Consider the following 24,605-nt stretch of genomic DNA (forward strand, 5'->3'; position numbering starts at 1 on the left):
TCCTAGATGCGGTCGGCGGCGAAGCCCGGCTGCGCCGTTCGGCCCTTGTGCTCCGCCCCAAGGTGCGTTAGCGTTCTATATGGGAACTACCCGTTCGATTATAGAACTTTCATCGACGAAGCGCACCTCCATGCGGCCATCACGCAACGCAAGGAATCACAGATGATTGCCAAGCCCCGCACCGAGCCCGTCCCGGTTGTCCCGGACCGCACGTCCGGCGCGCGGACCCACCACTTCCGCGGCAGCCTGGGCCGGTACGCCACCGGGGTGGCGATTGTGACCTTTGACGGCGCCACGAAACGCCACGGCATCACCGTGAATTCCTTCACCTCCGTGTCCATGGAGCCGCCGCTGGTGCTCGTCAGCATCGCCCGCACCGCGAAGGCCCACGACGAGCTCGCCGGCCGGTCCTTCGCGGTCAACGTCCTGGGTGCGGAGCAGCGGCACCTCGCGATGCACTTTGCCGGCAGTCCCGGACCGGAGCCGCTCTGGGTGGAGGGCGATACGGCTCCGCGGCTCTCCCATGTGCTGGCCTACTTTGAGTGCAAGCCCTGGGCGGCGTACGACGGCGGCGACCACACGCTCTACCTCGGTGAGGTCGTGGACTTCAACTACCGCAACGGCGATGCCCTGGCCTACGCGAACAGTACGTTCACCACCATCCCGGAGAGCCAGCTGGGCATGGAAGACCTGCTCTGACGCCCGTGGCGCCCGGCCCTACAGCGGCCCGCCCCCACGACCCCTCGGCCTCTTCGATTCAGCTCAACGACGACTGGACAAACAGCAATGGGTATCCGTACCGGACAGCAGTACCTGGACAAACTCAATGCCATGACTCCCCACGTGGTGATCGACGGTGAGGTTGTCAGCGAAAAGATCGCCGGACACCCCGCGTTCCGCAACGTGGCGCGCTCCTACGCGAGGCTCTTCGACATGCAGCATGACCCGAAACACCAGGATGCGCTGACGTACACCTCGCCCACCAGTGGCGGCCTCGTCAACGCCTCCTTCCTGGTGCCGAAGACCGTTGAGGACCTTGAGCGCCGCCGCCGTGCCATTTCGACCTGGGCCGAGTCCTCCAATGGCTTCCTGGGCCGTTCCGGGGACTACATGAACTCCTCGCTCACCGCACTCAGCACCGCCGGGAAGTGGTTTTCCCAGGCCGGTCCCGCGTTCGGTGAGAACATCCGCAACTACTACGAGTGGGCACGGGAAAACGATGTCCTCGCCACGCACACGGTGATCGCGCCGCAGGTCAACCGCTCCGTCTCCGGCTCCGAGCAGCTCGGCGGCCAGTTGGCGGCCCGGATTGTCGAGGAGCGCGGGGACGGCATCGTCATCCACGGCGCCCGGATGCTGGCCACCATCGCCCCGATCGCGGACGAGCTGCTCGTCTTCCCCTCCACGGTGCTCCGCGGCACGCCGGAGGACGCCCCGTACTCCTACGCCTTCGCCATCCCCAACGACGCGCCGGGCCTGCGCTACCTGTGCCGCACCTCGCTGTACAACGGCGGCAGCACCCACGACGAGCCGCTCGCGTCCCGCTATGAGGAAATGGACGCCGTCGCGGTCTTCGACCATGTCTTCGTTCCCACCGAGCGCATCTTCATGCTCGGCAACCCGCAGCTGTGCAACGGCTTCTACTCCGAAACCGGCGCCGGGGCCCTCATGACCCACCAGGTGGTCACCCGCACCATCGCCAAAAGCGAGTTCTTCCTGGGCCTGGCCTCCGAACTCGCCGACTCGATCGGCATCGACGGTTTCCAGCACATCCAGGAGGACATCGCCGAACTGATCATCGACGTCGAAATCGGCTGGGCGCTGGTCCGGGCCTCCGAGGCGGATGCGGAGCTCAACGCCGCCGGCGTCATGCTGCCGAAGTGGTCCACACTGAATGCTGCGCGCAACTGGTACCCGAAGGTCGCCCAGCGTTTCCCGCAGATCATCCGCAAGTTCTGCGCTTCCGGGCTGATGGCGCTCCCCGGCGAAGCGGACGTCAACAGCGACGCCCGGGCCGACATCGAGATGTACCTGCAGGGCAAGGCGCTGACCGGACCGGAGCGCGTCCGGCTGTTCAAACTGGCCTTCGACGCCTCGGTCTCCGGCTTCTCCGGCCGGCAGTCGCTCTACGAATACTTCTTCTTCGGAGATCCGGTCCGGATGGCCGGCGCCATGGTGAATGGCTACGACCGCGGGCCCGTCCGGGCCAGAGTCAGGGGGTTCCTGAACCGCACCGACTGACCGCCGGCGAGGTAAATTTCCGTCATTTTTCGGGGGCGGCAAAGCTTATTTCCCCGAGAGGTGTGTCCTATCACACAATTTATAGTAGTATTCTGAATACCAACTGACCGTTCGATCAGTAAATGCAAGAGGCATTCAGTTAGTCGCATCGCACCCACCCCGGGCAGTACCTCTGCCCCCAGCAACGGAGTTCCAATGACCGCAACTTCAAGTGTCGATTCCGAGGCGGGCCCCAGCAGCAAGCATGAGGAACGCAAAGTCCTCGCGGGCACCCTGGTCGGGACCACCATCGAGTGGTACGACTTCTTCATCTTCGCCCAGCTGACGGCAACGCTGCTGTCCCCGCTGTTCCTGGCGCCGCTGAACGCTTCCAACCCGGGCCTGGCACAGATCCTGTCCTTTGCCCTCATCGGCATCAGCTTCCTGTTCCGCCCGCTCGGCGCCATCGTCGCCGGCCACCTGGGTGACCAACTCGGCCGCAAGGCCATGCTGGTCTTCACTCTCATCATGATGGGTGCCGCCACGGCGCTGATCGGCATGCTGCCGACTTACGCCCAAATCGGCGTCTGGGCTCCCGTCCTGCTGATCCTGCTCCGCATCATCCAGGGCTTCTCCGCCGGCGGCGAATGGGGCGGCGCCGCCCTGATGGCTGTCGAGCACGCTCCCAAGAGCAAGCGCGGACTGTTCGGCGCGTACCCGCAGATCGGCGTTCCGGTCGGTATGATCCTCGCCACGGGCCTGCTGTACTTCCTGAACACCAGCATGTCCAAGGAAGACTTCGCCTCCTGGGGCTGGCGTGTGCCGTTCCTGCTCTCCATCGTGCTGATCGTCGTCGGCTACCTGATCCGCCGCGCCGTGGCCGAGAGCCCGGTCTTCAAGGAGATGCAGGACCGCAAGGAAGAGAGCAAGGCCCCGCTCGGAGAGCTCATCCGCAAGCACAAGAAGGCCGTCCTCTACTCGACGATGATCTTCATCGGCAACAACGCTGCCGGCTACCTGCTGATCGCGTTCTTCATCTCCTACGCCACCAAGTCCCTGAAGATGCCCGTCGCGCAGATCCTGCTGGCCACCACGCTGGCGTCCTTCGGCTGGCTGATCTTCACCCTGGTCGGCGGCTGGCTCTCGGACAAGATCGGCCGAGTCAAGACCTTCCTGATCGGCTACAGCATCGTCTTCGCCTGGATGATCCCGATGTTCGCCCTGATCGACACCAAGAACATCGTCCTCTACGGCGTCGCGCTGTTCGTCCTGACCATCGGCCTGGGCCTGTCCTACGGCCCGATGTCCGCAATGTACGCCGAGATGTTCCCGGCGAACGTGCGCTACTCGGGCATCTCGATCGGCTACGCCTTCGGTGCCATCCTGGGCGGTGCGTTCGCGGCCACCATCGCGGAGGCCCTGCTGCAGGGCACCGGGTGGACCGGTTCCATCGGCATCTACATCATGATCCTCTGTGTCATCTCCGCAGTCGGCGTCCTGCTGGCCGGGGAAACCAGGGGCCGCCCGCTCGGCGTCAGCCACGGCGCAAAGGATGAAGCGGCAAGGCACTAGCAACAGCCAAACCAGAGGGGTACGGGCCGCAAGGTCTGTGCCCCTCTTGTCGTTAATCCAACGCGGGGTCACTACGCGCCCATAAAGCGGCTCCGCATGGGCCGTATCTGACCCCGCGTTGCTGTTCAGGCGGGCCGGGCACCCGGCAGGTGCCGGACGACGTCGCCGTCCCGCACCTGCCGGAAGGTGCGGTAATAGCTGCCCACGGCGCGGAACTGCCCGGGATGAACAGGCTGACGACGGCGTCGGCGGCAGCCCGCATGCTCGCCCCGGTGGCCATCCCGTCGTCGGCAACGATCACGGTTCTGCCTGCCAGCGGCAGCCGCGGCCCCGGATACGCTCCTGCCCGGCGCTCCAGTTCCGCCTGCTCGATCCCCACCACCTCATCGAGGGCCGACTGTGGGATCCCCGGCTTGAGCAGCTCGTCCACAAAAGGCCGGTTCAGGACCCGCACCACCCGGCCGTCGACCGCGGCCAGCGCACCGAAGGCCGTTTCCCCATGCCCGGGAATCCAGCTTCCGGACCGGAAACACGTCCCAGTCCAGCCGGAGCGCTGCGGCGGCCACCGGGACACCGCCGCGGGAGAGGCCCAGCACCACGGTGTCCGGGCGTTCGCGGAACTGGGGGAGGGCGGCGGCCAGGAGCCTGCCTGCCCGCGGTCGGTAAAGCGCATGCCCATGGAGACCCTCTTCCGGCGGTTCCGGCCCGTTCTGCTGCGGCCAGCCTACGTCCGGCGGGGCAGCTGCACGAGGGAAGCGCCGGCGTCCTTCCGGCGGGAAGTTCTACCCATCCAGCGAATGGAATAACGCCTGTAGCATGTCTCAGGGCGAGCCAGACCGGCCCAACCGCCGACGGGGCAATGACATGGGGGAATCAGTGGCCGGAACTTTTTATGGCGCGGATGTGGCCCAGCTTCGCATTCTGGCGTCGCAGGCTGGAAGCAGCGCCCTGACGCTCAGCGGCCTTCACCGCCGCCTGGCATCGGAGCTGGCCGCGTCGGGGCACTGGCAGGGGAATGATGCCAGAGCGTTCAGAACGGACTGGGAGACCAGCCACTCGCGTTCCATGATCCTGGCCGTCCAGCTCCTGGAGAAGATGCAGCGGGAGCTGACGGCCAACGCTGACCAGCAGGAAGGTGCCAGCGGAGCCGCCGGCGGTCCGTCCTCTTCCCTCGGTGTTGCCGCCCCGACGGCAGGGCTCGCCACACCGGACGCGCTGGGGGCGATGTCCCCCCGGCAAATCCACGAGTGGTGGGACGGCCTCGGAGCAGACCAGCAGGCGGAGTTTGCCCGGCTCCATCCCTTTGCAGCCGGCAACACCGACGGGCTTCCTGTCGCGGCCAGGATCGAAGCGAACCGCGTGGCCGCCGAAACCCGCCTGGCCATGCTGGAGCACGACGGAAAAGGCTCGACGGAGGAAGCCAAGTACCTGAAGCGCACGGTGGACGGGAGCATCAGCGTCGTGGCCTACGATCCCGCGAAGGGTAATCTCGTTGAGATGATCGGCGACTACGACTCAAACACCACGACTGTTCTGACCTATGTTCCGGGCACTTTTGCCTCAGCGGACGGATTTTACGCCGGAGATGCCCAGAGAATGGCAGCGTTTCTGCAGCAGTCGGATCCGGAGGGAAGCACGGCGGCCTTTGTCTACAAGAACAGTGAGTTCCCGCAGGACCAGACGTTCGTGCAGTCAGCGGACAAGAGCTTCGGGGAGCAGGCCGGCCGGAAGCTTGCGGATTTCGAAGAAGGTCTCGCGGTGCAGAACCCGACCGGCGCCCAAACGGTGGCGGTGTCCCACAGCTGGGGTGAAGCTGCGGTAGCGTCGTCTGAAATGTACGGGACACATTACGACAAACAGGTCTCCCTTTCCGGTGCCTGGATGCCGGAGGGCTGGGAGGCCGATCCGGAGACCGAGTACCACCATTTCGCCTATGACTTTGACGCGCTGGCCACCGCGCAGCGGCTGGGCCTGGTGGGCGGCAACTATCCCCTGGAGGATCCGGCGTTTACGAAGCATATCTACGATGACCCCGCCAGGAACTTTCAGGTGGGCCCGGTGAAGATCACGACGGACCTGATGGCCAAAAAAGACAACCACACCCTGATCGCCAGCGCACAGGATGCGAAGAACCGTGCGGCCCGCGAGGACATTGCTTACGTCATCTTTGGGAGCAGCCGATGAACGCTGCCACATTGCTCACCCGGCTCTCTGCAGCCGTAGCCCTCACGTGCCTCGCCGCCGCACTGGCAGCCTGTGCACCCGCCACCGAAACCCGGAGCCCCAACATGGATCTTGACACCGCGAAACAGTCCACCCGCAGCCAGCAGGACGAACTGCTGTCGGTGGTCCCGCCGGCAGCCGTGTCGACGACGAGACAGACCGCCACGTCCCGCGCCCTCTTTGAATGCGAGACCGGCGGCTACTACTGGCCGGGGACGATGAATGTTGTCCTCAGTGCGGACGCCGACGGCCCGGCCCTGCTGGAGCAGATCAAGGCCGAATGGTCGGCCAAGAGCGGCTGGACCGTCAGGGACAAGACGAGCGTCAACGGCGACCCGGAACTGGTGATCGTGAGTGAGGAAGGCTACCGGCACTCGATCGAGTTCAACCCGGAGCGGCACGCGCTCCACGTTTTGTCCTCCTCCGCATGCTTCCAGATGGAAGGTAAGCCCGAGCCCGGCGTCGACTACTAGACCCCGGACCCAGGTCCCCGTTGGAGGCAGCGGGAGATCAGACGCCCAGGAAGCTGATGGCCCCCTGCTTGAACGCGCGGCTGGTGATGGCGTTGGTGTGGTTCCGGCCCGGCAGGACCAGTTGCTCGACCATGGCGCCCGCCCTGGCGCCCAGCGCTGCGAGTTCCGGCATTGACGCGGCGCGGGCGTCCTTCTCCCCGGCCACCAGCAGCATCGGCACTTGCGGCACGGCCTCGGCAGGGTCGAACGGCTCGCTCTTGACGGCTTCCACGAGGGAGAGCAGCGAGAAGATGTTGTTGCTCGGCAGCATCTGGGCCAACTTCAGCAGCCCGGCGGTGGACGCGTCGGCGATCGGGGTGCCGTCGGCCAGGTAGCGCTGAGCGGCAACGAGGTCGAAGTCGGCCAGCGGATCGGAGGCGTTGGGTCCGCCCAGGACCAGCCGGTGCACCATCTCGTGCTGGGTGGCGCCGAACTCCCAGGCGAGCCGGGAGCCGAGCGAGTAGCCGATCAGGTCCAGCCCGCTGGACGGGTCGCCATCGCGCAGGGGGCGGACGCCGGCGTCGGACGCGATCTGCAGCAGATCCGCGCGGATCCTGCTGGGCGTATAGGAGTCCATGTCCTCGGGGGCGCCGCTGCGTCCGTGGCCGGGCAGATCCACCGTGATGACGCGGCGGCCGGCCTCCAGCAGCGCCGCGAGCCAGCCGGTGTCCTCCCAGTTGAGCTTGGAGGAGGAGGAGAAACCGTGCAGCAGCAGCACCGGGCGGAGCCCGGCGTCGGACCCGGGCTCGTGCACCCCGACGTACAGCTGGGGGTCGGTGCCCTCGACGGTATGGGAATGCTGTTCGCCGGTGTGTCTGCCGCTCATGGTGTCAGTCCTCATCAAGTACGGCGCTCAGGCGGACCCGGCGCTTCGGTGCCTCTTCCTTCGGGACCGTGCCCACGATGCCGGCGGTGTTGTCCGGCACCTCAAACACAATCAGGGGCTCGCCGACAGTGATGTTGTCACCGGGCCCGCCGTGGATACGCACCACCTTACCCGCCTGCGGACTGGGCAATTCAACAGCTGACTTGGTGGTTTCCACCTCGACGAGGGGCTGGTTGCGCTCCACCTGGTCGCCCGGGGCCACAAGCCATTCCAGCACGGTTGCCTCGATCAGGCCCTCGCCGAGGTCCGGGAGCGGGAAGGAAATTTCAGCCACGTTTGTACTCCAATACTCGCTGGATCCCGAAGAGGATCCGGTCAATGTTCGGGATGTATTCGTCTTCCAGGTCTCCGGAGGGGTACGGGACATCGAAGCCGGTGACCCGCTCCACCGGGGCCCTGAGCGTGTCGAAGCAGCTCCGGGTGATCAGCTGGGCCACCTCGGCGCCCAGCCCGGAGGTGAGCGGCGCTTCGTGGACGACGACGGCGCGGCGCGTCTTGCCCACGGAGGCGGCCAGGGCGGCGGCGTCGATCGGCTTGAGCCAGCGCAGGTCAAGGACCTCGATGTCGATCCCGTCCTCGGCGGCGAGTTCGGCCACCTGGAGGCAGCGGGCCACCATGGCGCCCCAGGCGACGAGGGTCAGGTGCCGGCCTTCGCGCAGAACCTTCGCGCCGGTGGGGGAGCCTCCGGATGCATCGTGGCTGGCGACGTCCACCTCGCCCTTTTGCCAGTAGCGCGACTTCGGCTCCATGAAGATCACCGGATCCGGCCGCGTCGCGGCGTACTTGAGCAGGTGGTACGCCTCGTGCGGGTTCGACGGCGAGACCACCTTGAGCCCGGGCACGTGCGCGAAGAGCGCCTCGAGGCTTTCGCCGTGGTGTTCGGGGGCGCGGATGCCGCCGAAGCTGGGAACCCGCAGCGTGATGGGCATCGGCATGGTGCCGCGGCTGCGGTAGTTCATCCGGGCGATCTGGCAGACGATCTGATTGATGGCCGGGTAGGCGAAGCCGTCGAACTGGACCTCCGGGATGGGGTGGAAGCCGGCCATCGCCAGGCCCACCGACATGCCGAGGATGCCGGATTCGGCCAGCGGCGTGTCGAACACCCGCTGTTCGCCGTGCTTGGCCTGCAGGCCGTCGGTGATCCGGAATACACCGCCGAGCCGGCCGCAGTCCTCCCCGAAGATCAGGGTCTTCGGATTCTCCGCGAGCACCTCGTCGAGCGCCCGGTTGAGGGCCTGCTGCATGGACATCACGGTGGGGGCTGCGGGGCTTGCAGCGCTCTTGCCTGACAAAGGTGCGCCTTCGAGAATCGAGTTAGACATGTTCGGACTCCTCGCGCCAGTTGGCGGCCTGGGCCTGCAGGGCAGGGGTGGTTTCCTGGAAGACCAGGTCAAACATTTCGGTGCCGGGGCGGGAGCCGAGCGCCTGGATGCCGGCGCGGATCTGTTCCTCCTCGGCCTTGGCTGCGGCGAGGGCCGCGGCGAAGAAGGCCTCGTCGGCGATGCCGCCGGCGAGCAACCGCTGCCGGAAGCGCTCCAGCGGGTCGGTGCCGGCGCCGTCGCGCTCCTCATCGAGCGAGCGGTAGCGTCCCGGATCATCCGAGGTCGAGTGCGGGCCGCGGCGGTAGGTCATGGCCTCGATGAGCACGGGGCCGTTCCCGGCCCGGGCGTGCGCGAAGGCGCGGCGGGTGGCCTCGACGACGGCGACGACGTCGTCGCCGTCGATCTGCAGGGCCGGCATGCCGTAACCGGCGGCGCGGGCGGCGACGGAGCCGCCGGCCACCTGGCGTTCGGTGGGAACCGAGATCGCCCAGCCGTTGTTCTGGACGAAGAACACCACGGGGGCCTTCATGACGGCGGCGAAGTTCAGGGCCTCGTGGACATCGCCCTGGGAGGATGCGCCGTCGCCGAAGTAGGTGAGTGCGACGCCGAGCTCGCCCTCGGCGTGTGCAGCGTCGGCGGCCAGCGTCTGGCCGTGGGCCCAGCCGACGGCATGCAGCACCGAGCCGGCCACCACGGCCTGGATCGGGGCGAGCCGGGACTCCATCGGGTCGTAGAGGCCGCCGTGCCAGGTGGCCTTGTGGGTGGACATGTAGGCCACCATGTCCACGCCCATGGTGCGGGCCACCCCCATTTCGCGGTAGGTGGGGAAGACAAAGTCCCGGGTGGTGTCCACGGCGTAGCCGCTGCCCACCTGGGCCGCCTCCTGGCCGAGCTCGGGCGCGTAGCCGGGGATGATGCCCTGGCGCTGCCAGGCGATGGCCGAGGTGTCGAGGTGCCGGACCGCCACCATCAGCGAATAAAGCTCGCGGAGCTGGGCGGGAGAGAGCGGTTCGGCGGCGTCGCCGGAAGCCACGGGAAGTGTGTCCATGGCTGTGACCCTAGTCACCCGCGTGGCGCTGTGCAATCAGCCGCTAGATCACTGACCAGACTGCACAAGAGTGCCGGTCCGGAGGCGTCAACACGCGGCAATTTGTACACTTCGAGGGCGCGTGCCTCACGCCCGGCTGGCCAGCGGCAGGGACCGTTTTGAGCGTCCACAACGTCCCCTGCCGCGGGGTACTGGCGCAGGGGCGGGTTACTGGGGCAGGTCCGCGCGGTTGCGGGTGAGCCGGGCGCCGATCCAGCAGGCCGCGGCAATGCCGGCGACCAGGACCAGGGTGCTGAGAAGCTGTTTGCTGCTGTCCGGGCTGCTGAAGCCCACGGCGAAGATCAGGGCCAGGAGCACCAGTCCGAAGATCGTCAGTCCCGGGAAGCCCTTCATCCGCAGCGGCAGGACGGTGCCGTCGCGGTCGGCGCGGCGGCGGAGGATCAGCTGGGACACCAGCGCGGATCCCCAGACCATCAGGCAGGTCGAGCCGACCAGCTGGAACAGCGCCGGAAGGATCTTCTCCGGGAAGAGCAGCTCCATCACGGCGGCCAGGAAGCCGAACGCCACGGAAACGCCGACGGCGAGCATCGGTACCCGCGCCTTGTTGATCCTGGACAGGAAGCGGGGGGCCTCGCCGCGTTCGGACAGCGAGAAGACCATCCGGGACGCGCCGTAAAGGTTCGCATTCAGGGCCGAGAGCAGCGCGACGACGGCCACCAGGGTAATGGCGGCGCCGGCGCCGGGAATGCGCGCGACGTCCAGGACGCCGGCGAACGGCGAGGCCAGGGCTTCCGAAGTGTAGGGAAGGACCGCGGCGATGACGAACACCGAGCCGATGTAGAAGACCAGGATCCGCCACACGACGGTGCGGATCGCCAGGGCCACGCTGTGCTGGGGGTTCTCAGTTTCGGCGGCGGCCACACTGACAATCTCCGTGCCGCCGAACGCGAAGATGACCACGAAGAGCGCGGTGGCGATGCCGCCCAGGCCGGCCGGGGCGAAGTCGGCGGTGAAGTTGGACAGACCCGGGGACTCGACGTCCGGCAGCCAGCCCAGCAGCAGGGCGGTGCCGATGCCCAGGAACAGCAGGATGGCTGCCACCTTGAGGATGGCGAACCAGAACTCGAACTCGCCGAAGTTTTTCACCCCGGCGAGGTTGATCGCCGTGAACACGACCATAAAGATCAGTGACAGGGCCCAGACGGGAATGACCGGCCAGACCGTGAACAGCAGGGCGGCGGCACCGAGGGCCTCGGCGGCGATCACCACCACCAGCTGCAGCCACCAGAGCCAGCCCACCGTGGCTCCGGCGGTCCGGCCCATGGCCTTGGCGGCGTAGACGGAAAACGCGCCGCTGTTGGGGTTGGCCGCGGCCATCTCGCCCAGGGCCCACATCACGAGGATGATCAGGGTGCCGGCGACGACGTAGGAAATGAGGACGGCGGGCCCGGCGGCCTGGACTCCGGCCCCCGAGCCAAGGAACAGGCCGGCGCCGATGGCGCTGCCGAGGCCCATCATGGTGAGTTGGCGTGGCTTCATGCTGTGCCCGAGTTTCAGGCCGGGGCGCTCCGCGGTGGACTTCATTGTCATGCTGGCGAACCTTCGTGTGGTTTTTGATCTTTTGGTCCTTATGGGACCTATTGAATTTACCGCTACGAAGCGGGGTCTTCGAGCGCCGGCCGTGAGAACATGGTGACAGATTGTTGGTCCATAACGAAGTTTCCACGCCTTTTTGTGAGGCGATTGCCTCAGTGGGAGGAATATTTGATGGATGTTGATGCCCTGGACGCGAAGATTGTCCGATTCTTCACCGATTCACCCCGGGCCTCGGTGCTGGAGGCCTCCCGCGTGCTCAGGGTGGCCCGCGCCACCGTGCAGTCACGGCTGGACCGGATGCAGGACAGCGGCGTCATCGGCTCGTGGGTGCCGCAGCCGGACCCGGCCCGCTTCGGGTTTCCCGTCGTCGCCTTCTGCTCCCTGACGATCAACCAGGACCTGGGGCACGACGCGGTGGTCGAGGCCCTCGCGGCGATTCCGGAACTGATCGAAATCCACACTGTCTCCGGCAGTTCGGATCTGATGGCCCGCATCGCGGCCCGCTCCAACCCGGACCTGCAGCGCGTTCTGGATGCCATGATCGCCACCCGGACGGTGCTTCGCGCGTCCTCGGTGATTGTCCTGAACACCCACTTCCAGGACCGCACCCTGCCGCTCCTGGAAGCCGCCGCCGGGCCACGGTAAGCGGGCCCGCGCGGCTGCCCGACGCACCGGACCAGCGCGGCGGGCTGAAACAACATTTTGCGCCCGGCGGCCGGCGTCGTAGAATTAGTTCTAGTCAAGTTGACTATAACTACTCCGGCGGTCGGGCCGGACCGTCCGTGCAGTCCCAGGGGGCCGCCCGGAGCCGAGGATCGCGGGGTGAGTCTGCCATCTACACGACAGCTGCCAACGTCTCCGAGCGCCAGCTCGCGCCGCCGACGCTGGCCATCTCCACGGTGATTTTTGCCCTCCGCCCCAGTGAGCGTTCCGGACGCCCCACCCTCTGGATCCCGCTGGTGCGCCGGATCCGCGAACCGTTCAAGGGAATGTGGGCCCTGCCCGGGGGGCCGCTGACCCACTCCGATTCCCTGCAGGATGCCGCCTCGCGGAATCTGCAGGAGACCACCGGCCTGGCGCCCAGCTACCTCGAACAGCTCTACGCCTTTGGCGGCCTGCACCGCTCGCCCACCCAGCGCGTCGTCTCGATTGTGTACTGGGCGCTGGTGCAGCCCACCGAGGCCGCGCTCGCGGACGAGTCCGAAAACGTCCGGTGGTTCCGAGCGGACCGGCTGGGCGAGCTGGCCTTCGACCACAACGCGATCATCGACTACGCGCTCTGGCGGCTGCGCAACAAGATGGCCTACGGCTCCATCGCGTACCACCTGCTAGGGGAGTACTTCACCCTGGCCCAGGTCCGGGAAGTCTACGAGGCCGTCCTGGACTGCGAGCTGGACCCGGCAAACTTCCGCCGGCAGGTCAAGGCCACACCCGAAATCGAAGAAACCGACCAGTACCTGCAGGGCGGCAAACACCGCCCGCCCCGCCTCTACCGCTTCACCGGCCGCCCGGGCCTTGACCCAGACAACAGGAGCACACCATGAGCAGCGTCAACACGGCCATCCAGCTGATCACGCGCGAACAGGCCATCCGCAGCGCCAAGGGCATTGCAGCAGCGGCCTCCACCTGCAGCCCGGCGCTCGCCCGCGGGCCCTGGGACTACGACCTCGCCGAGGCCCTTGCCGGCGTGCCCGCCTACGGACCCGGCGCCTCCGCCGGGGATGCCGCCCCGGCGTCGACCCCCCGGCAGGGCCGGCTTCCCCAGGAGTACACGCTCGCGAGCGACGCCGAACTCGACGCCCGGATCCGGGCCGCCAAGGCGGCGCTCGGGGACCGCGCCGTGGTGCTGGCCCACTTCTACCAGCGTGACGAGATAGTGGAGTACGCCGACTTCGTGGGTGACTCCTTCCAGCTGGCCAACGCCGCGCTGACCCGCCCGGATGCCGAGGCCATCATCTTCTGCGGCGTGCACTTCATGGCCGAGACCGCGGACATCCTGTCCAGGCCGGACCAGGCCGTAATCCTGCCCAACCTCGCCGCAGGCTGTTCGATGGCGGACATGGCGGACATCGACTCCGTGACCGAGTGCTGGGAGCAGCTCGAGGAACTGTTCGGCACCGAGCCCGACGCCGGGGGCCGGGTCCCGGTCATCCCGGTCACCTACATGAACTCCTCCGCCGCCCTCAAGGGGTTCTGCGGCGAGCACGGCGGCATCGTCTGCACCTCCTCCAACGCCGCCACGGTCCTGGAATGGGCGTTCGAGCGCGGCCAGCGGGTGCTGTTCTTCCCGGACCAGCACCTGGGCCGCAACACGGCCAAGGCCCTGGGGGTGCCGCTGGAGCAGATGCCGATGTGGAACCCGCGCAAGGACCTCGGCGGCAACGCCGGGCAGACCCTCAAGGACTCCCGGGTCATCCTCTGGCACGGCTTCTGCTCGGTCCACAAGCGCTTCAACGTGGGCCAGATCGAGAAGGCCCGCGCCGAGTTCCCGGGCGTCCAGGTGATCGTGCACCCGGAGTGCCCCATGGAAGTGGTGGACGCCGCCGATTCCGCCGGCTCCACGGACTTCATCCGCAAGGCCATCGCCGCCGCGACCGGGCCCACCACCTTCGCCGTCGGCACCGAGATTAACCTCGTCAACCGGCTGGCCGCGGAGAACCCGCAGCACACCATCTTCTGCCTGGACCCGGTGGTCTGCCCCTGCTCCACGATGTACCGCATCCACCCCGGCTACCTCGCCTGGGTCCTGGAAGCGCTGGTCCGGGGCGAAGTGGTCAACCGGATCACGGTGGAGGACGCCGTCGCCGCCCCGGCACGGGTCGCCCTCGAGCGGATGCTGGCGGCGCGGCCGTGACCAGGCCGCCGCGTTTGGTGGTGGTGGGCAGCGGCATTGCCGGACTGTACGCCGCGCTGCTTGCAGCCGACGCGGTCCGGGACGGCGGGCCGGCCTGCGAGGTGGTGCTCCTGAGCAAGGGAACCCTCGAGGAGAGCAACACCTTCTACGCCCAGGGCGGCGTCTCGGCCGTGCTCACGCCGGGTGAGGCGGCGCCGGGAGATTCGGTGGCGGCCCACGTCGCCGACACCCTCGCCGCCGGCGCCGGGCTCAACGACCCGGAGGCCGTACGTGTCCTGTGCACCGAGGCCGTCCGGGACATCGCCGGCCTGGGCCGCTACGGCGTGCACTTCGACGCCGGACCCGGCGGAGGCCCGGCCCTCGGCCTCGAGGCGGCACACTCCGCCGCCCGTATCCTGCACGCCGGCGGGGACGCGACGGGGGCCCGCATCGCCCGCGCCCTCGCCGCCGCCGTCCTGGACCGCGCCGTCCCGGACCGAACAGTCCCTGCCCGGTTGCGGGTCGAGACAGGCGCCTTCGTCACGGACCTGCTCACCGAACACCCGAGCCGGGGCCGGGCGGGCGCGGTCCGGGTCGCCGGCGTCGCCTACCTCGCCCACGGACAGCCCCGGGAACTGGACGCCGACGCGGTGCTCCTGGCCACCGGCGGTGCCGGTCGGCTCTTCGCCCGGACCAGCAACCCGGCCGTCGCCACTGCCGACGGCCTGGCCCTGGCCTGGCGGGCGGGGGCGGCCGTCCGGGACCTGGAATTCTTCCAGTTCCACCCCACCACGCTCGCGGCGGACGAAATTCCCGGAGGTCCGCCGGCGCTGCTCATTTCCGAGGCGGTCCGCGGCGAGGGTGCTGTCCTGCTCGACGCCGCCGGCTACCGGTTTCTGCCGGACTACCACCCGGACGCCGAGCTTGCCCCGCGCGACGTCGTCTCCCGCAGCATCGCACTGCACCTCGCCGCGACCGGCGCACCGGCGGACAGCCCCGTCTTCCTGGACGCCCGGGGAATCGAGGCCGCCCGCGGCCCCGGATTCCTGTCCCGGCGTTTCCCCACCATCACCGCGGCCACCCGCGCCGCCGGCTACGACTGGACCGTCCAGACGCTCCCGGTATCCCCGGCGGCCCACTACTGGATGGGAGGTGTGTCCACCGACCTCTGGGGGCGAACCTCCGTGCCGGGACTGTACGCAGCCGGTGAAGTCGCGTGCACGGGCGCGCAGGGCGCCAACCGGCTGGCGAGCAATTCACTCCTGGAAGCTCTGGTCTTCGGCCGCCGCGCGGTGGAGGCGTTCCTGGGCGCTGACCCGTCGCACGACACCACTGCTCCGCGTGCTGCCTCGGCCGCGGGCGGCCTCCCCTTGACGCACGCTTCCGCAGCGCTGTCGCGCGACTTAGGACGGGGGGAGGGAACTTCAACGTGCGCGCCCGGGAACGTTGTGACGTCTGCTCCCGTGCGCGGGGTTTTCTCGCGCGATGCTCTACGGCGGTTGATGACTGCTGACGCCGGAGTCCTCCGCAGTGGGGAGCAACTGCGGGAGGCGGAGTCAGTGCTTGCTTCGTGGGCCGCAGTTGTCCGTCCCGAGGACGTGACGGACGCAGCGGACCCGGGGGAGCACGAGGACCGGAACCTGCTGCTGGCCGCCCAGCTGCTCGTGGCAGCGGCGCGGAAGCGGACCGGTTCGGTGGGCGCCCACTACCGTGCCGACGCAGCCCCGGATGAATCGAACCCGGATGACGCGAACCCGGTCGACGCGGAGCCCGCTGCCGCCCGCCCTGCCCTGCCCGCGGCCCCCGCCCGCGCAACCCCGCCGGCCGGCGCGCACGGCCACCGCCATGCCACCGCCTCCCGTCCGAAACAAAGGATCTCCTCATGACAGCTCCCGCCGCAGCCCGCCCGGTCGCCCTCCCGGCGACGGCGCTTGCCGGAACCCTGCCCGCCGCCGCCGTTGACGCCGTGCTGCGGGCGGCCCTGGACGAGGATGCGCCGTACGGTGACATCACTTCGCAGACGCTCATCCCGGCGGACGCGCGTGCGACGGCGGTCCTGGCCGCCCGCGTGCCCGGCGTGCTCAGCGGCGGGGAAGTGTTCGCCGCGGCGATGAAGCTCACAGACCCGGACGCCGCCGTCGAACTCCTGGTGGCCGACGGTGCCGCCTTTGCCGCCGGCACGGCGCTCGCGAGGGTCAGCGCGAACGCCCGGGCCGTGCTGCTCGCCGAGCGTGTGGCCCTGAACCTGGTCCAGAGGATGAGCGCCATCGCCACCAGGACAGCCGAGTTCGTCGCCCTTGTGGACGGCACCGGGGCGCGCATCACCGACACCCGGAAGACGACGCCGGGCCTGCGGGTGCTGGAGCGGTACGCCGTCCGCTGCGGCGGCGGAGCCAACCACCGCTTTGGCCTCTCCGACGCGGTGCTGGCCAAGGACAACCATCTGGCCGTCCTGACCGGGGGAGACCCGTCAAAGCTCACCGCGGTGCTGCGGGAAGCCAAGGCCCGGCTCGGGCACACCACGCACTTCGAAGTGGAGGTGGACAGCATGGACCAGATCGGACCGGTGCTGGCCGCCGGGGTGGACACCATCATGCTGGACAACTTCAGCCTGGCCGAACTGGGAGCCGGGGTGGCCCTGGTGGCCGGCCGCGCCCGGGTCGAGGCCAGCGGCAACGTCAATTTGGCCACCGTGGCGGGCATCGCCGGCACCGGGGTGGACGTCATCTCGATCGGCGGACTCACCCACAGCGTCGCCGCCCTGGACCTGGGCCTGGACATTGAGCTGGGGCCGGGCACTGACCCAGGGTTCGGCACTGACCCGGGGTTCGGCACTGACCCGGGGTTCGGCACTGACCCGGGGTTCGGCACTGACCCGGGGTTCGGCACCGGACAGGGCCGTGCACCCGGGACCGGGCGGAACAGCGGACAGACGGCCGGGGCGGCGGCGCCATGATCTTCCTCGACGCCGCGGCCACCACCCCGGTCCGCCGCGAGGTGCTCGAAGCCATGTGGCCGTTCCTCTCCGGGGAGTTCGGGAACCCCTCGAGCCACCATTCGCTCGGCGACGCGGCCGCCACGGCGCTCGCCGGGGCACGGGCAACCACGGCCCGGGCGCTGGGCTGCCGCCCGGGCGAGGTGGTCTTCACCTCCGGGGGCACGGAGGCGGACAACCTGGCCGTCAAGGGCATCGCCCTGGCCCGCCGCGCGGCGGACCCGCGGCTGGACCGGGTGGTGATCAGCGCCGTCGAACATCCAGCCGTGGAGGAGTCGGCCCGCTACCTGGAACGCGTGCACGGCTTCGCCGTCGACGTCGTGCCGGTGGACCCGTACGGCCGCGTCACCGGGGAGGCCCTCGCCGCCGCGCTCCGGCCGGAGACCGCCCTGGTCAGCATCATGTACGCCAACAACGAGGTGGGCACGGTGCAGCCGATCACCCGGCTGGCCGCGCTGGCCCGCGCGCAGGGAATCCCGTTCCACACCGACGCCGTCCAGGCCGCCGTCTGGCTTCAGCTCGACACCGCAGCACTGGGCGTGGACGCCCTGAGCATCTCCGGACACAAACTGGGGGCGCCAAAAGGAAACGGAGCCCTGTTCGTGCGCAGCCGGATCCGGCTGGAACCGGTGATCCACGGCGGGGGGCAGGAACGCGGGCGCCGGTCGGGGACCGAGAACGTGGCCGGGGCCGTAGCCCTCGCGACGGCGCTCACCCTCGCCCGGAACACGCCGGGAGACCGTGCGGCACACGTTGCCGCGCTGCGTGATGGCTTCATCCGCTCGGTGCAGGCCCAGGTTCCGGGCGCGGTCCTCACCGGCCATCCGAGCGAGCGGCTGCCCTCGGTCGCCTCGTTCTGCTTCCCGGGGACCAGCGGCGAATCCGTGCTGCTGGAGCTCGAACGGCTGGGAGTCATCTGCTCCAGCGGCTCGGCCTGCGCGGCGGGTTCGGACGAGCCCTCCCCGGTGCTGCGCGCGATGGGCATCGAGGCAGACATTGCCCAGACGGCGGTCCGCTTCAGCTTCGACTCCACCATCACGGCGGCGGAGCTGCAGGAGGCGGCGGCCGCGGTCCGCACCGCCGTCGGCAGCGTCCAGGCCCTCGGCGCAACCTGACACCCGTCCCCCCTGACCCGGTTGCCCTATCACTTAATGCTGCTCCGGGGCCCTCCAGGGCACGTTATCTGATAGCGCAAGCCGGGGTTCCGGAGGGGGCGGTGCGGAAAGCTTAGCGGTGCCGCGCGCGGCGGAAAATCCAGTGCCGCAGCAGGGTGAAGCGCACAGCCGTGGCCGCGAAGCCGGAGAGCGTGGTGGTCCACAGCTCGTCGGCGACGGTGGCAGCGGGGTTGATCCAGTGCAGGACGCCGAGGCTTCCGCCGGTGATCAGCAGCGCCACGAGGATCACGATCAGTCCGTTGAGATGGTCGCGCTTCATCCGGTGGCGTTCGGTGATCCTGAAGGTCAGCCGCCGGTTCAGGGCCGTGTTCATCAGTGACGTGAGGATGAGTGCCGTCGCGTTGGCCGGCTGCGAGCCGAGGTGCGGACGGAGGAAAGCGTAGAGCGCCAGTGATGTTGCCGTGCACACAATGCCGACGGCGGTGAACCTCAGCAGTTGCCGGACCAGCGGGTAGCGGAGGACACCGCGGTGGCGGAGGGAAGGACGCCGGCCGGTGGCAGTGTCACTGGCAGTGGCAGTGTCACTGGCAGTGTCACTGGCAGGGGCAGGGGCAGTGGCGGGGGCAGCGGAGTGCTGCTCGAGCTGGGCATCCATCCGCTCAGGACAGCTCGCCGACAGGGATCTCCACGGCCAGGCGGTTGGAGGGGCCGGCGAGGGGGCATGCCCACGCCTCGTTGTAGGCGCAGGACGGGTTGTAGGCGAAGTTGAAGTCAACGACGAACTCGGCCCCGGGCCCGGACCCCTGCATGCCGTGGAAGGCGCCCTTGATCGTGTCCAGCAGGTAGCGGCCCGCACCGTAGCTGCCGCCGGGCTGCCCGGCGGTGGCATCGCGGAACGGCACGAAGATGCCGCCGGCGTAGCCATGGATCTTCCACACGCCGAGCTGGCCCAGTTCCGGCAGGTCGAACGTGCCCAGCCGGACAAACCGGACCAGGCCGTCGGTGCCGGTCTCGACGTTCACTTCCAGTCCGGCGCCCTCGCTCGTCAGCGGGATGTGGAAGCGGTAGATCGGATCGTAGTCGGCCGTCTTCAGCCCTCCGAAGCTCGACTTGGCGGCCGCCGTGAGCGGCGACGCGGGGTGCGTGCCGAACATCCGGTCCCGCTCCTGGCGCCAGTAGGAATGAGCCTCGGCCGGATCCTCGGCCGCGATCTTCCGCACGTTGGCGTACAGCGCAAAGGTCCTGAGCCGCCAGTCCGCGATGTCGACGGGGGAGATGTCCGCCTCGCCGCCCTGGGCTCCGAAATCCGTCGGGCCTAAATCCTGATCCGCCATGTCCCCAGCGTAACCCGCTTTCCCTGCGGCGAACCGCGCCTCCGGCGGCGGGTCCCGGGCCCGCCCCGGCCTGGACTTCAGCGCACGCAGACCACCCCCGCACGCCCCGTCAGCCGCGCCGGCGGGAAAGGATCATGCTGCAGAGACTGGACCGCGGGGTCAGGTTCCACGAAACGCTGATCAGGGAACTCCGGGCGGCCGGAAGCCCCGTTACGCTGGCATTATGACTGGGACGGATACTTTCCGGCGGACGACGGCCCGCGGCGTCAGCATCGCTGCTGCCCTCGTGCTCGCCGGCGCCGCGCTGGCCGGCTGCAGCAGCGACGGCAAGGGCGCCCCTGCCTGGACGGCCGGCGGCACCCCGAGCGCCGGCGCCAGCGGGGCAGGGTCCCCGACCGATCTGTCCACGGGCAGCACGACGCCGGGCACGTCCCCGGGGTCCACAGCCTCCGGCGCGGCGGAACCCGGCTCGGCGGCGGCGGCCTGGAAGGTGTTCACCGATCCGGCGAAGACCGTCAGTTTCGAGCTCCCGCAGGAGTGGATCGCCCAGTCGGTGACCCCGGACCAGGGAACCCTGCCCGGAGCCCTCAAGATCGAGGTCAAGGACGCCGCGGGCGGCTACCTCGCTACCCTGCAGACCGGACTGCAGCCACGGCCCGCCCCCGCCTGTGCGGACGGCGCCGCGAAACCGTACACCGTCGTCAGCAGTGTCCCGGTGGAACTGCCACACCGCGGCGGCGAAGGGACCATCGACCCGCGGGTGGTGTACCGGGTGATCCAGGGCTACAAGTACTTCGGCTCCTACGGCATCACCAACGTCGTCGGCGGCAGGGAAGGAAAGTCCTGCGTGCTGCAGAACCTGGTCCGCGGGCCCGAGGGCAAGGGGGACTACTCTTTCGCTGACCTGACGGAGCTGAAAGCGTTCTCCCCGGACCAGAAGGTCGCGCCTGCCCGGGCTTTTGACACCCTCGACCAGGCGGCCAAATACGTCAACGAGGGCTCGGAATTCGCCAACGTCCAGCGGATGCTAATGTCTCTGGAGATCAAAAACTAGTCCCGCACCGCCCGCACACATCCGGACCGGGAGCGGTGACTTCACCCGCCGTTGCCCTCACACCCCGGAGAAACATGGAACGCTCTGTAGCCGCCCGCATGGCCTTCAAGACCGTGGCCGACACGAAGGTCGCCCTGGCGGTATCCGTGGCACACAACTCCGGCTACAGCGGCTTCGTGGAGACCCTGTCCGTGACCTCCGGCGGCGAGCATGTCCCGCTTACCGAACTCCCGGACCACCACGGCGGGCGCTTCCACTACATGGAATTCGCTGAACCCACCGAAGTGCTCGTGGAGTACACGGCCACCGTCACCGGCTTCGCGCTGCCGGAGGAACCCCGGCTGATGGAACTCATCCGCTACGTCCGGCCGAGCCGCTATGCCGAGTCCGACCGGCTCCTGCCGACGGCCTACGCGGAATTCGGCGGCCTGCAGGGTGCTGAGCTGGTGCACGCGGTGCGCAACTGGGTGTTCAGCGAGTTGCGCTACATCAGCGGATCCTCCCGGGGGACCGACGGGGCCGTCGAGACTCTGCTGCACCGCCGCGGGGTCTGTCGCGACTTTGCCCACCTGGCGATCTCCCTGCTGCGCGCCAAGGACGTTCCCGCCCGGCTGGCCGCGGTGTACGCCCCGGGACTGAGCCCCATGGACTTCCACGCGGTGGCCGAGGCCCACATCAACGGTGCCTGGTACGTCATCGACCCCACAGGCCTGGCACCGCGCGGGAGCATGTTGCGGATCACCGCCGGCCGGGATTCCTCGGATACCGCGTTCCTGTCGACCGTTGGTGGCAGCCTGTCGCTGACGCAGCTCACGGTCACCGCCATCGTCGACGGCGACCTGCCGGATGAGGATCCGGCGAAGCTGGTCACCCTCCAGTAGGGATGCTCCCGGCGGGCTCCCCACTACTCCCCGGGATTGGTCAAGCTCGGAGGCATCGACTCAGATATCCGGGAACTCAGAGGCCTGGGCAACGACCGTGAAGTGACCATCGAAATCGTTGGCGATTGACGGACCGCCGCCGGAAGCTTCGCGGGTCAGCGGGTCGCCACCGAGGCCCGCAGCTTCTCTGTCAGTCGCAGCAGCTCCTGCTGCTCGGCCGCCGTCAGCGCCGGAGCCACCAGGGAGGCAATGTCGCGGACGTGCTCCCGGCCGATCTGCTTCTGGAGCTCCCAGCCCGCTTCGGTGAGCTTGACCAGGACGCCGCGGCCGTCGTCGGGAGCCGGCATGCGCTCCACCAGGCCGCGCTTTTCAAGGCGCTCCACCAGCCGGCTCAGGCTGGACTGGCTCAGCAGCACGTGGTCATTGAGCTCGTTCTGGCGCAGCCAGCCCGACGGACAGCGCGAGAGCGTGAACAGCACGTCGTACTCGTTCAGTGCCAGGGTTTTGAAGGCGGGCCCGGCCTGCAGCCGGCGCATCACCGCCACCTGGGCGCGGAACAGGGATTCCCAGGTTTCCGCGGCCAGGCGCACCGGCGACTCGGGTGTTTTGGTGGACATCACACGCTCTGCCTGCCGGCGTGGCTGGCGGCGTCGCTGGCGGACTGGCCGGCAGCGGCCAGGGATGCGGCGACACGGCCCGCGTGGGTAGGGGGTTCGGGGACGTGGCCCGGGGTCGTGGCGGCGTATTCCTTGCGCAGGACCGGCAGGACCTCTTCGCCGAACAGGTCCAGCTGTTCCAGCACGGTCTTCAGCGGCAGGCCGGCGTGGTCGATCAGGAACAGCTGTCGTTGGTAGTCGCCAAAGTACTCACGGAAGGTCAGCGTCTTCTCGATGACTTCCTGCGGGCTGCCGACGGTCAGCGGGGTCTGCGACGTGAAGTCCTCAAGCGACGGGCCGTGGCCGTACACCGGGGCGCTGTCGAAGTAGGGACGGAACTCCTTGACGGCGTCCTGCGAGTTCTTCCGCATGAAGAACTGTCCGCCCAGGCCCACGATCGCCTGGTCCGCCTTGCCGTGGCCGTAGTGCTCGTAGCGTTCTCGATAGAGGCCGATCAGCTGCTGGTAGTGCTCCTTGGGCCAGAAGATGTTATTCGCGAAGAAGCCGTCGCCATAGTAGGCAGCGACCTCCGCGATCTGCGGTGTGCGGATCGAACCGTGCCACACGAAGGGAGCGACGCCGTCGAGCGGGCGCGGGGTGGAGGTGAAGTTCTGCAGCGGCGTGCGGTGCTTGCCGGACCAGTTGACGGTGTCCTCGTCCCAGAGGCTGCGCAGCAGGGAGTAGTTCTCGATCGCGAGTTCAATCCCGTCCTGGATGTTTTTGCCGAACCAGGGGTAGACGGGGGCGGTGTTGCCGCGGCCCAGGACCAGGTCCACGCGGCCGTCGGCCAGGTGCTGGAGCATGGCGAAGTCCTCGGCGATTTTTACCGGGTCATTCGTGGTGATCAGCGTGGTGGCCGTGGACAGGATGATGCGCTCTGTCTGGGCGGCGATGTAGGCCAGTGTGGTGGTGGGGGAGGAGGAGAAGAAAGGCCGGTTGTGGTGCTCGCCGATGGCGTAGACATCCATGCCGATTTCCTCGACCTTCCTGGCGATCGCCACGGACGCCTTGATGCGCTCGTGCTCCGTGGGCGTGCGGCCTGTGGTGGGGTCGGTGGTGATATCGCTGACGCTGAAGACGCCGATCTGCATGATGTGCCTTTCCGTGGCCGGAGACTTCCGGGAGCTGTTCTAACTATAGCCGATACATGCATATGCATCTATCGGCCGGTACAACGTCCGCCGCGTCGGAATATTCCCCGCTGTGCCGGCGCGGACCGGCGTCGCGGGCGGGCCGGAGGCCACCTCAATGATGGACGCGAGCAGTTGCTACCCGGGCAAAGTCTTTCTCTGGAACGGTCTGGGCGTTATCTTCGTAGCCTGGAGGATACCCACATGATGAAAAGGCCCCGAGCGGCTGCGGCCGCCGCCATCTTGCTCGCAACCGGTCTGGTGCTCTCGGGATGCACTGCTTCACGGCTGGATCCTGCGGGTGGGGTGGACGCCCGCGCGGTGCTGGAGGATTTCAAAGGCGGGGGCATGGTGGAGCACATGGAGGCGCTGCAGCGCATCGCTGATGACAATGACGGCAACCGCGCTTCGGGCACCTCCGGCTATGAGGAATCCGCCCGCTACGTCGAGCACCAGCTGCGCGCGGCCGGGTACACCCCGGTCCGGCAGGCCTTCACTTTCCGGGGCGAGGGCAAGAACCGCAAAAAGGTGAAGAGCTTCAACATCCTCGCCGACACCGGCGGCAGCGCCGAGAACACCGTGGTGGTGGGCGGTCACCTGGACTCTGTGCGTAAGGGGCCGGGGATTAACGACAACGCCAGCGGGGTTGCGGCGATGCTTGAGATCGCCACGTGGCTGAAGGAAATCGGGATCACCCCGGTGAACCGGGTCCGGTTTGCGTTCTGGGGCGCGGAGGAGGACGGCCTCTACGGTTCCCAGCACTACGTCGATGAGCTGAGCCGGGCCGAGAAGGCGCAGACCGCGGCGAACCTGAACGTGGACATGCTGGCCTCCCCGAACGGGGTGCGGTCCATCCACGACGGCGACGGATCGGATTTCAAGCAGGCAGGGCCGAAGGGCTCCCGGGAGATCGAGGATGTCTTCTTCCGGTTCTTCGAGGAGAACTCGCTGCCGGCTGAGACCACGCCCTTTGACGGCGGGTCCGATTACGAGGCTTTCCTGCAGGCCGGCATTCCCGTCGGCGGGCTGTTCAGCGGCGACGTGAAAAACAAGACCGGAGTCCAGGTGCAGGCCTACGGCGGGGCCGCCGGCAAGAAACTCGATTCCTGCTACCACAAAGCCTGCGACACTATCAGCAACACCAACGCGGACCTGCTCAAGGAAATGTCCGGGGCCCTGGCCTACGCCACCGCCACCTACGCCCTGGCCCCACGGGACTGACATCCGG

23 protein-coding genes and 1 pseudogene are annotated in these 24,605 nt (G+C 68.3%); 14 read left to right on the plus strand and 10 right to left on the minus strand.

Annotated features, from left to right (window positions below):
* Positions 1 to 162: 162 nt before the first annotated feature.
* The 3 genes from ACZYX4_RS03740 to ACZYX4_RS03750 all read left to right on the plus strand — a co-directional run bounded on the left by ACZYX4_RS03740 (position 163) and on the right by ACZYX4_RS03750 (position 3,792).
* Positions 163 to 699, plus strand: coding sequence for a flavin reductase family protein (locus ACZYX4_RS03740; RefSeq protein WP_463873766.1), 537 nt, complete (start codon positions 163 to 165; stop codon positions 697 to 699).
* Between the two features lie 87 nt (positions 700 to 786).
* Complete coding sequence (gene hpaB, locus ACZYX4_RS03745) at positions 787 to 2,241, plus strand: 4-hydroxyphenylacetate 3-monooxygenase, oxygenase component (protein ID WP_463873768.1); 1,455 nt, start codon at positions 787 to 789, stop codon at positions 2,239 to 2,241.
* Between the two features lie 195 nt (positions 2,242 to 2,436).
* The gene (locus ACZYX4_RS03750; protein WP_463873769.1) at positions 2,437 to 3,792 is read left to right on the plus strand and encodes an MFS transporter; all 1,356 of its coding nucleotides are present in this window, start codon (positions 2,437 to 2,439) and stop codon (positions 3,790 to 3,792) included.
* A gap of 52 nt (positions 3,793 to 3,844) precedes the next feature.
* On the opposite strand, the gene ACZYX4_RS03755 is transcribed toward ACZYX4_RS03750, so the two are convergent.
* Complete coding sequence (locus ACZYX4_RS03755) at positions 3,845 to 4,465, minus strand: hypothetical protein (protein ID WP_463873771.1); 621 nt, start codon at positions 4,463 to 4,465, stop codon at positions 3,845 to 3,847.
* A gap of 191 nt (positions 4,466 to 4,656) precedes the next feature.
* Here ACZYX4_RS03755 and ACZYX4_RS03760 point away from each other — a divergent pair, with 191 nt between their 5' ends.
* Positions 4,657 to 5,976, plus strand: coding sequence for a WXG100 family type VII secretion target (locus tag ACZYX4_RS03760; RefSeq protein WP_463873772.1), 1,320 nt, complete (start codon positions 4,657 to 4,659; stop codon positions 5,974 to 5,976).
* A complete protein-coding gene (locus tag ACZYX4_RS03765; protein WP_463873774.1) occupies positions 5,973 to 6,488 on the plus strand; it encodes a hypothetical protein in 516 nt (171 codons plus the stop codon). The genes ACZYX4_RS03760 and ACZYX4_RS03765 overlap by 4 nt, the downstream gene beginning before the upstream one ends.
* Positions 6,489 to 6,525: 37 nt before the next feature.
* On the opposite strand, the gene ACZYX4_RS03770 is transcribed toward ACZYX4_RS03765, so the two are convergent.
* The 5 genes from ACZYX4_RS03770 to ACZYX4_RS03790 all read right to left on the minus strand — a co-directional run bounded on the left by ACZYX4_RS03770 (position 6,526) and on the right by ACZYX4_RS03790 (position 11,373).
* A complete protein-coding gene (locus tag ACZYX4_RS03770) occupies positions 6,526 to 7,353 on the minus strand; it encodes an alpha/beta fold hydrolase (protein WP_463873777.1) in 828 nt (275 codons plus the stop codon).
* A gap of 4 nt (positions 7,354 to 7,357) precedes the next feature.
* Entirely contained in the window at positions 7,358 to 7,687 is a 330-nt protein-coding gene (locus ACZYX4_RS03775) for a biotin/lipoyl-containing protein (protein ID WP_463873779.1), read from the minus strand.
* On the minus strand, positions 7,680 to 8,735 hold the full coding sequence (locus tag ACZYX4_RS03780) for an alpha-ketoacid dehydrogenase subunit beta (protein ID WP_463873781.1): 1,056 nt from the start codon (positions 8,733 to 8,735) through the stop codon (positions 7,680 to 7,682). The genes ACZYX4_RS03775 and ACZYX4_RS03780 overlap by 8 nt, the downstream gene beginning before the upstream one ends.
* Positions 8,728 to 9,783 (minus strand): thiamine pyrophosphate-dependent enzyme, encoded by a 1,056-nt coding sequence (locus tag ACZYX4_RS03785; protein ID WP_463873784.1) that lies wholly within the window; start codon positions 9,781 to 9,783, stop codon positions 8,728 to 8,730. Before ACZYX4_RS03785 ends, ACZYX4_RS03780 begins: the two co-directional genes overlap by 8 nt.
* A 207-nt stretch (positions 9,784 to 9,990) precedes the next feature.
* A complete protein-coding gene (locus ACZYX4_RS03790; protein WP_463873786.1) occupies positions 9,991 to 11,373 on the minus strand; it encodes an amino acid permease in 1,383 nt (460 codons plus the stop codon).
* Between the two features lie 177 nt (positions 11,374 to 11,550).
* Between ACZYX4_RS03790 and ACZYX4_RS03795 the strand changes: the two genes are divergently transcribed.
* The 6 genes and pseudogenes from ACZYX4_RS03795 (at position 11,551) to ACZYX4_RS03820 (ending at position 18,322) form a co-directional block, all read left to right on the plus strand.
* Entirely contained in the window at positions 11,551 to 12,024 is a 474-nt protein-coding gene (locus ACZYX4_RS03795; protein ID WP_463873788.1) for an Lrp/AsnC family transcriptional regulator, read from the plus strand.
* A gap of 188 nt (positions 12,025 to 12,212) precedes the next feature.
* Entirely contained in the window at positions 12,213 to 12,923 is a 711-nt protein-coding gene (locus tag ACZYX4_RS03800) for an NUDIX hydrolase (protein WP_463873954.1), read from the plus strand.
* A complete protein-coding gene (nadA, locus tag ACZYX4_RS03805; RefSeq protein WP_463873791.1) occupies positions 12,920 to 14,233 on the plus strand; it encodes a quinolinate synthase NadA in 1,314 nt (437 codons plus the stop codon). The genes ACZYX4_RS03800 and nadA overlap by 4 nt, the downstream gene beginning before the upstream one ends.
* Positions 14,230 to 16,098, plus strand: a complete 1,869-nt coding sequence (locus tag ACZYX4_RS03810) for an L-aspartate oxidase (protein ID WP_463873793.1) — start codon at positions 14,230 to 14,232, stop codon at positions 16,096 to 16,098. Before nadA ends, ACZYX4_RS03810 begins: the two co-directional genes overlap by 4 nt.
* A pseudogene (gene nadC / locus ACZYX4_RS03815) lies at positions 16,095 to 17,009 on the plus strand (carboxylating nicotinate-nucleotide diphosphorylase); the annotation flags it as partial. The gene ACZYX4_RS03810 and the pseudogene nadC, both read left to right, overlap by 4 nt.
* A gap of 155 nt (positions 17,010 to 17,164) precedes the next feature.
* On the plus strand, positions 17,165 to 18,322 hold the full coding sequence (locus ACZYX4_RS03820; RefSeq protein WP_463873796.1) for a cysteine desulfurase family protein: 1,158 nt from the start codon (positions 17,165 to 17,167) through the stop codon (positions 18,320 to 18,322).
* Positions 18,323 to 18,434: 112 nt separating this feature from the next.
* On the opposite strand, the gene ACZYX4_RS03825 is transcribed toward ACZYX4_RS03820, so the two are convergent.
* Both ACZYX4_RS03825 and ACZYX4_RS03830 read right to left on the minus strand, forming a co-directional pair.
* Positions 18,435 to 18,977: a GtrA family protein gene (locus tag ACZYX4_RS03825; protein ID WP_463873798.1), complete on the minus strand. Its 543-nt coding sequence runs from the start codon at positions 18,975 to 18,977 to the stop codon at positions 18,435 to 18,437.
* A gap of 4 nt (positions 18,978 to 18,981) precedes the next feature.
* Positions 18,982 to 19,656, minus strand: a complete 675-nt coding sequence (locus ACZYX4_RS03830) for a DUF1684 domain-containing protein (RefSeq protein WP_463873800.1) — start codon at positions 19,654 to 19,656, stop codon at positions 18,982 to 18,984.
* 223 nt (positions 19,657 to 19,879) lie between these two features.
* Between ACZYX4_RS03830 and ACZYX4_RS03835 the strand changes: the two genes are divergently transcribed.
* Together ACZYX4_RS03835 and ACZYX4_RS03840 are read left to right on the plus strand one after the other, a co-directional pair.
* A complete protein-coding gene (locus ACZYX4_RS03835; RefSeq protein WP_463873803.1) occupies positions 19,880 to 20,710 on the plus strand; it encodes a hypothetical protein in 831 nt (276 codons plus the stop codon).
* Positions 20,711 to 20,784: 74 nt separating this feature from the next.
* Entirely contained in the window at positions 20,785 to 21,591 is an 807-nt protein-coding gene (locus ACZYX4_RS03840) for a transglutaminase-like domain-containing protein (protein WP_463873806.1), read from the plus strand.
* Between the two features lie 155 nt (positions 21,592 to 21,746).
* Here the strand turns inward: ACZYX4_RS03840 and ACZYX4_RS03845 are convergent, their stop codons facing one another.
* The gene (locus ACZYX4_RS03845; protein WP_463873808.1) at positions 21,747 to 22,208 is read right to left on the minus strand and encodes a MarR family winged helix-turn-helix transcriptional regulator; all 462 of its coding nucleotides are present in this window, start codon (positions 22,206 to 22,208) and stop codon (positions 21,747 to 21,749) included.
* Positions 22,208 to 23,338, minus strand: coding sequence for an LLM class flavin-dependent oxidoreductase (locus tag ACZYX4_RS03850; protein WP_463873809.1), 1,131 nt, complete (start codon positions 23,336 to 23,338; stop codon positions 22,208 to 22,210). The genes ACZYX4_RS03845 and ACZYX4_RS03850 overlap by 1 nt, the downstream gene beginning before the upstream one ends.
* 243 nt (positions 23,339 to 23,581) lie before the next feature.
* Here ACZYX4_RS03850 and ACZYX4_RS03855 point away from each other — a divergent pair, with 243 nt between their 5' ends.
* On the plus strand, positions 23,582 to 24,598 hold the full coding sequence (locus ACZYX4_RS03855; protein ID WP_463873811.1) for a M20/M25/M40 family metallo-hydrolase: 1,017 nt from the start codon (positions 23,582 to 23,584) through the stop codon (positions 24,596 to 24,598).
* Positions 24,599 to 24,605 lie beyond the last annotated feature (7 nt).

This window comes from Pseudarthrobacter leeuwenhoeki, from assembly GCF_055412885.1.

What these genes read in the sequence shown, in the direction of transcription:
- ACZYX4_RS03740 (WP_463873766.1), top strand. Translation starts at nt 163, where the DNA reads ATGATTGCCAAGCCCCGCACCGAGCCCGTCCCGGTTGTCCCGGACCGC.
- hpaB (WP_463873768.1), top strand. Translation starts at nt 787, where the DNA reads ATGGGTATCCGTACCGGACAGCAGTACCTGGACAAACTCAATGCCATG.
- ACZYX4_RS03750 (WP_463873769.1), top strand. Translation starts at nt 2,437, where the DNA reads ATGACCGCAACTTCAAGTGTCGATTCCGAGGCGGGCCCCAGCAGCAAG.
- ACZYX4_RS03755 (WP_463873771.1), bottom strand. Translation starts at nt 4,465, where the DNA reads ATGCGCTTTACCGACCGCGGGCAGGCAGGCTCCTGGCCGCCGCCCTCC.
- ACZYX4_RS03760 (WP_463873772.1), top strand. Translation starts at nt 4,657, where the DNA reads ATGGGGGAATCAGTGGCCGGAACTTTTTATGGCGCGGATGTGGCCCAG.
- ACZYX4_RS03765 (WP_463873774.1), top strand. Translation starts at nt 5,973, where the DNA reads ATGAACGCTGCCACATTGCTCACCCGGCTCTCTGCAGCCGTAGCCCTC.
- ACZYX4_RS03770 (WP_463873777.1), bottom strand. Translation starts at nt 7,353, where the DNA reads ATGAGCGGCAGACACACCGGCGAACAGCATTCCCATACCGTCGAGGGC.
- ACZYX4_RS03780 (WP_463873781.1), bottom strand. Translation starts at nt 8,735, where the DNA reads ATGTCTAACTCGATTCTCGAAGGCGCACCTTTGTCAGGCAAGAGCGCT.
- ACZYX4_RS03785 (WP_463873784.1), bottom strand. Translation starts at nt 9,783, where the DNA reads ATGGACACACTTCCCGTGGCTTCCGGCGACGCCGCCGAACCGCTCTCT.
- ACZYX4_RS03790 (WP_463873786.1), bottom strand. Translation starts at nt 11,373, where the DNA reads ATGACAATGAAGTCCACCGCGGAGCGCCCCGGCCTGAAACTCGGGCAC.
- ACZYX4_RS03795 (WP_463873788.1), top strand. Translation starts at nt 11,551, where the DNA reads ATGGATGTTGATGCCCTGGACGCGAAGATTGTCCGATTCTTCACCGAT.
- nadA (WP_463873791.1), top strand. Translation starts at nt 12,920, where the DNA reads ATGAGCAGCGTCAACACGGCCATCCAGCTGATCACGCGCGAACAGGCC.
- ACZYX4_RS03820 (WP_463873796.1), top strand. Translation starts at nt 17,165, where the DNA reads ATGATCTTCCTCGACGCCGCGGCCACCACCCCGGTCCGCCGCGAGGTG.
- ACZYX4_RS03825 (WP_463873798.1), bottom strand. Translation starts at nt 18,977, where the DNA reads ATGGATGCCCAGCTCGAGCAGCACTCCGCTGCCCCCGCCACTGCCCCT.
- ACZYX4_RS03830 (WP_463873800.1), bottom strand. Translation starts at nt 19,656, where the DNA reads ATGGCGGATCAGGATTTAGGCCCGACGGATTTCGGAGCCCAGGGCGGC.
- ACZYX4_RS03835 (WP_463873803.1), top strand. Translation starts at nt 19,880, where the DNA reads ATGACTGGGACGGATACTTTCCGGCGGACGACGGCCCGCGGCGTCAGC.
- ACZYX4_RS03840 (WP_463873806.1), top strand. Translation starts at nt 20,785, where the DNA reads ATGGAACGCTCTGTAGCCGCCCGCATGGCCTTCAAGACCGTGGCCGAC.
- ACZYX4_RS03845 (WP_463873808.1), bottom strand. Translation starts at nt 22,208, where the DNA reads ATGTCCACCAAAACACCCGAGTCGCCGGTGCGCCTGGCCGCGGAAACC.
- ACZYX4_RS03850 (WP_463873809.1), bottom strand. Translation starts at nt 23,338, where the DNA reads ATGCAGATCGGCGTCTTCAGCGTCAGCGATATCACCACCGACCCCACC.
- ACZYX4_RS03855 (WP_463873811.1), top strand. Translation starts at nt 23,582, where the DNA reads ATGATGAAAAGGCCCCGAGCGGCTGCGGCCGCCGCCATCTTGCTCGCA.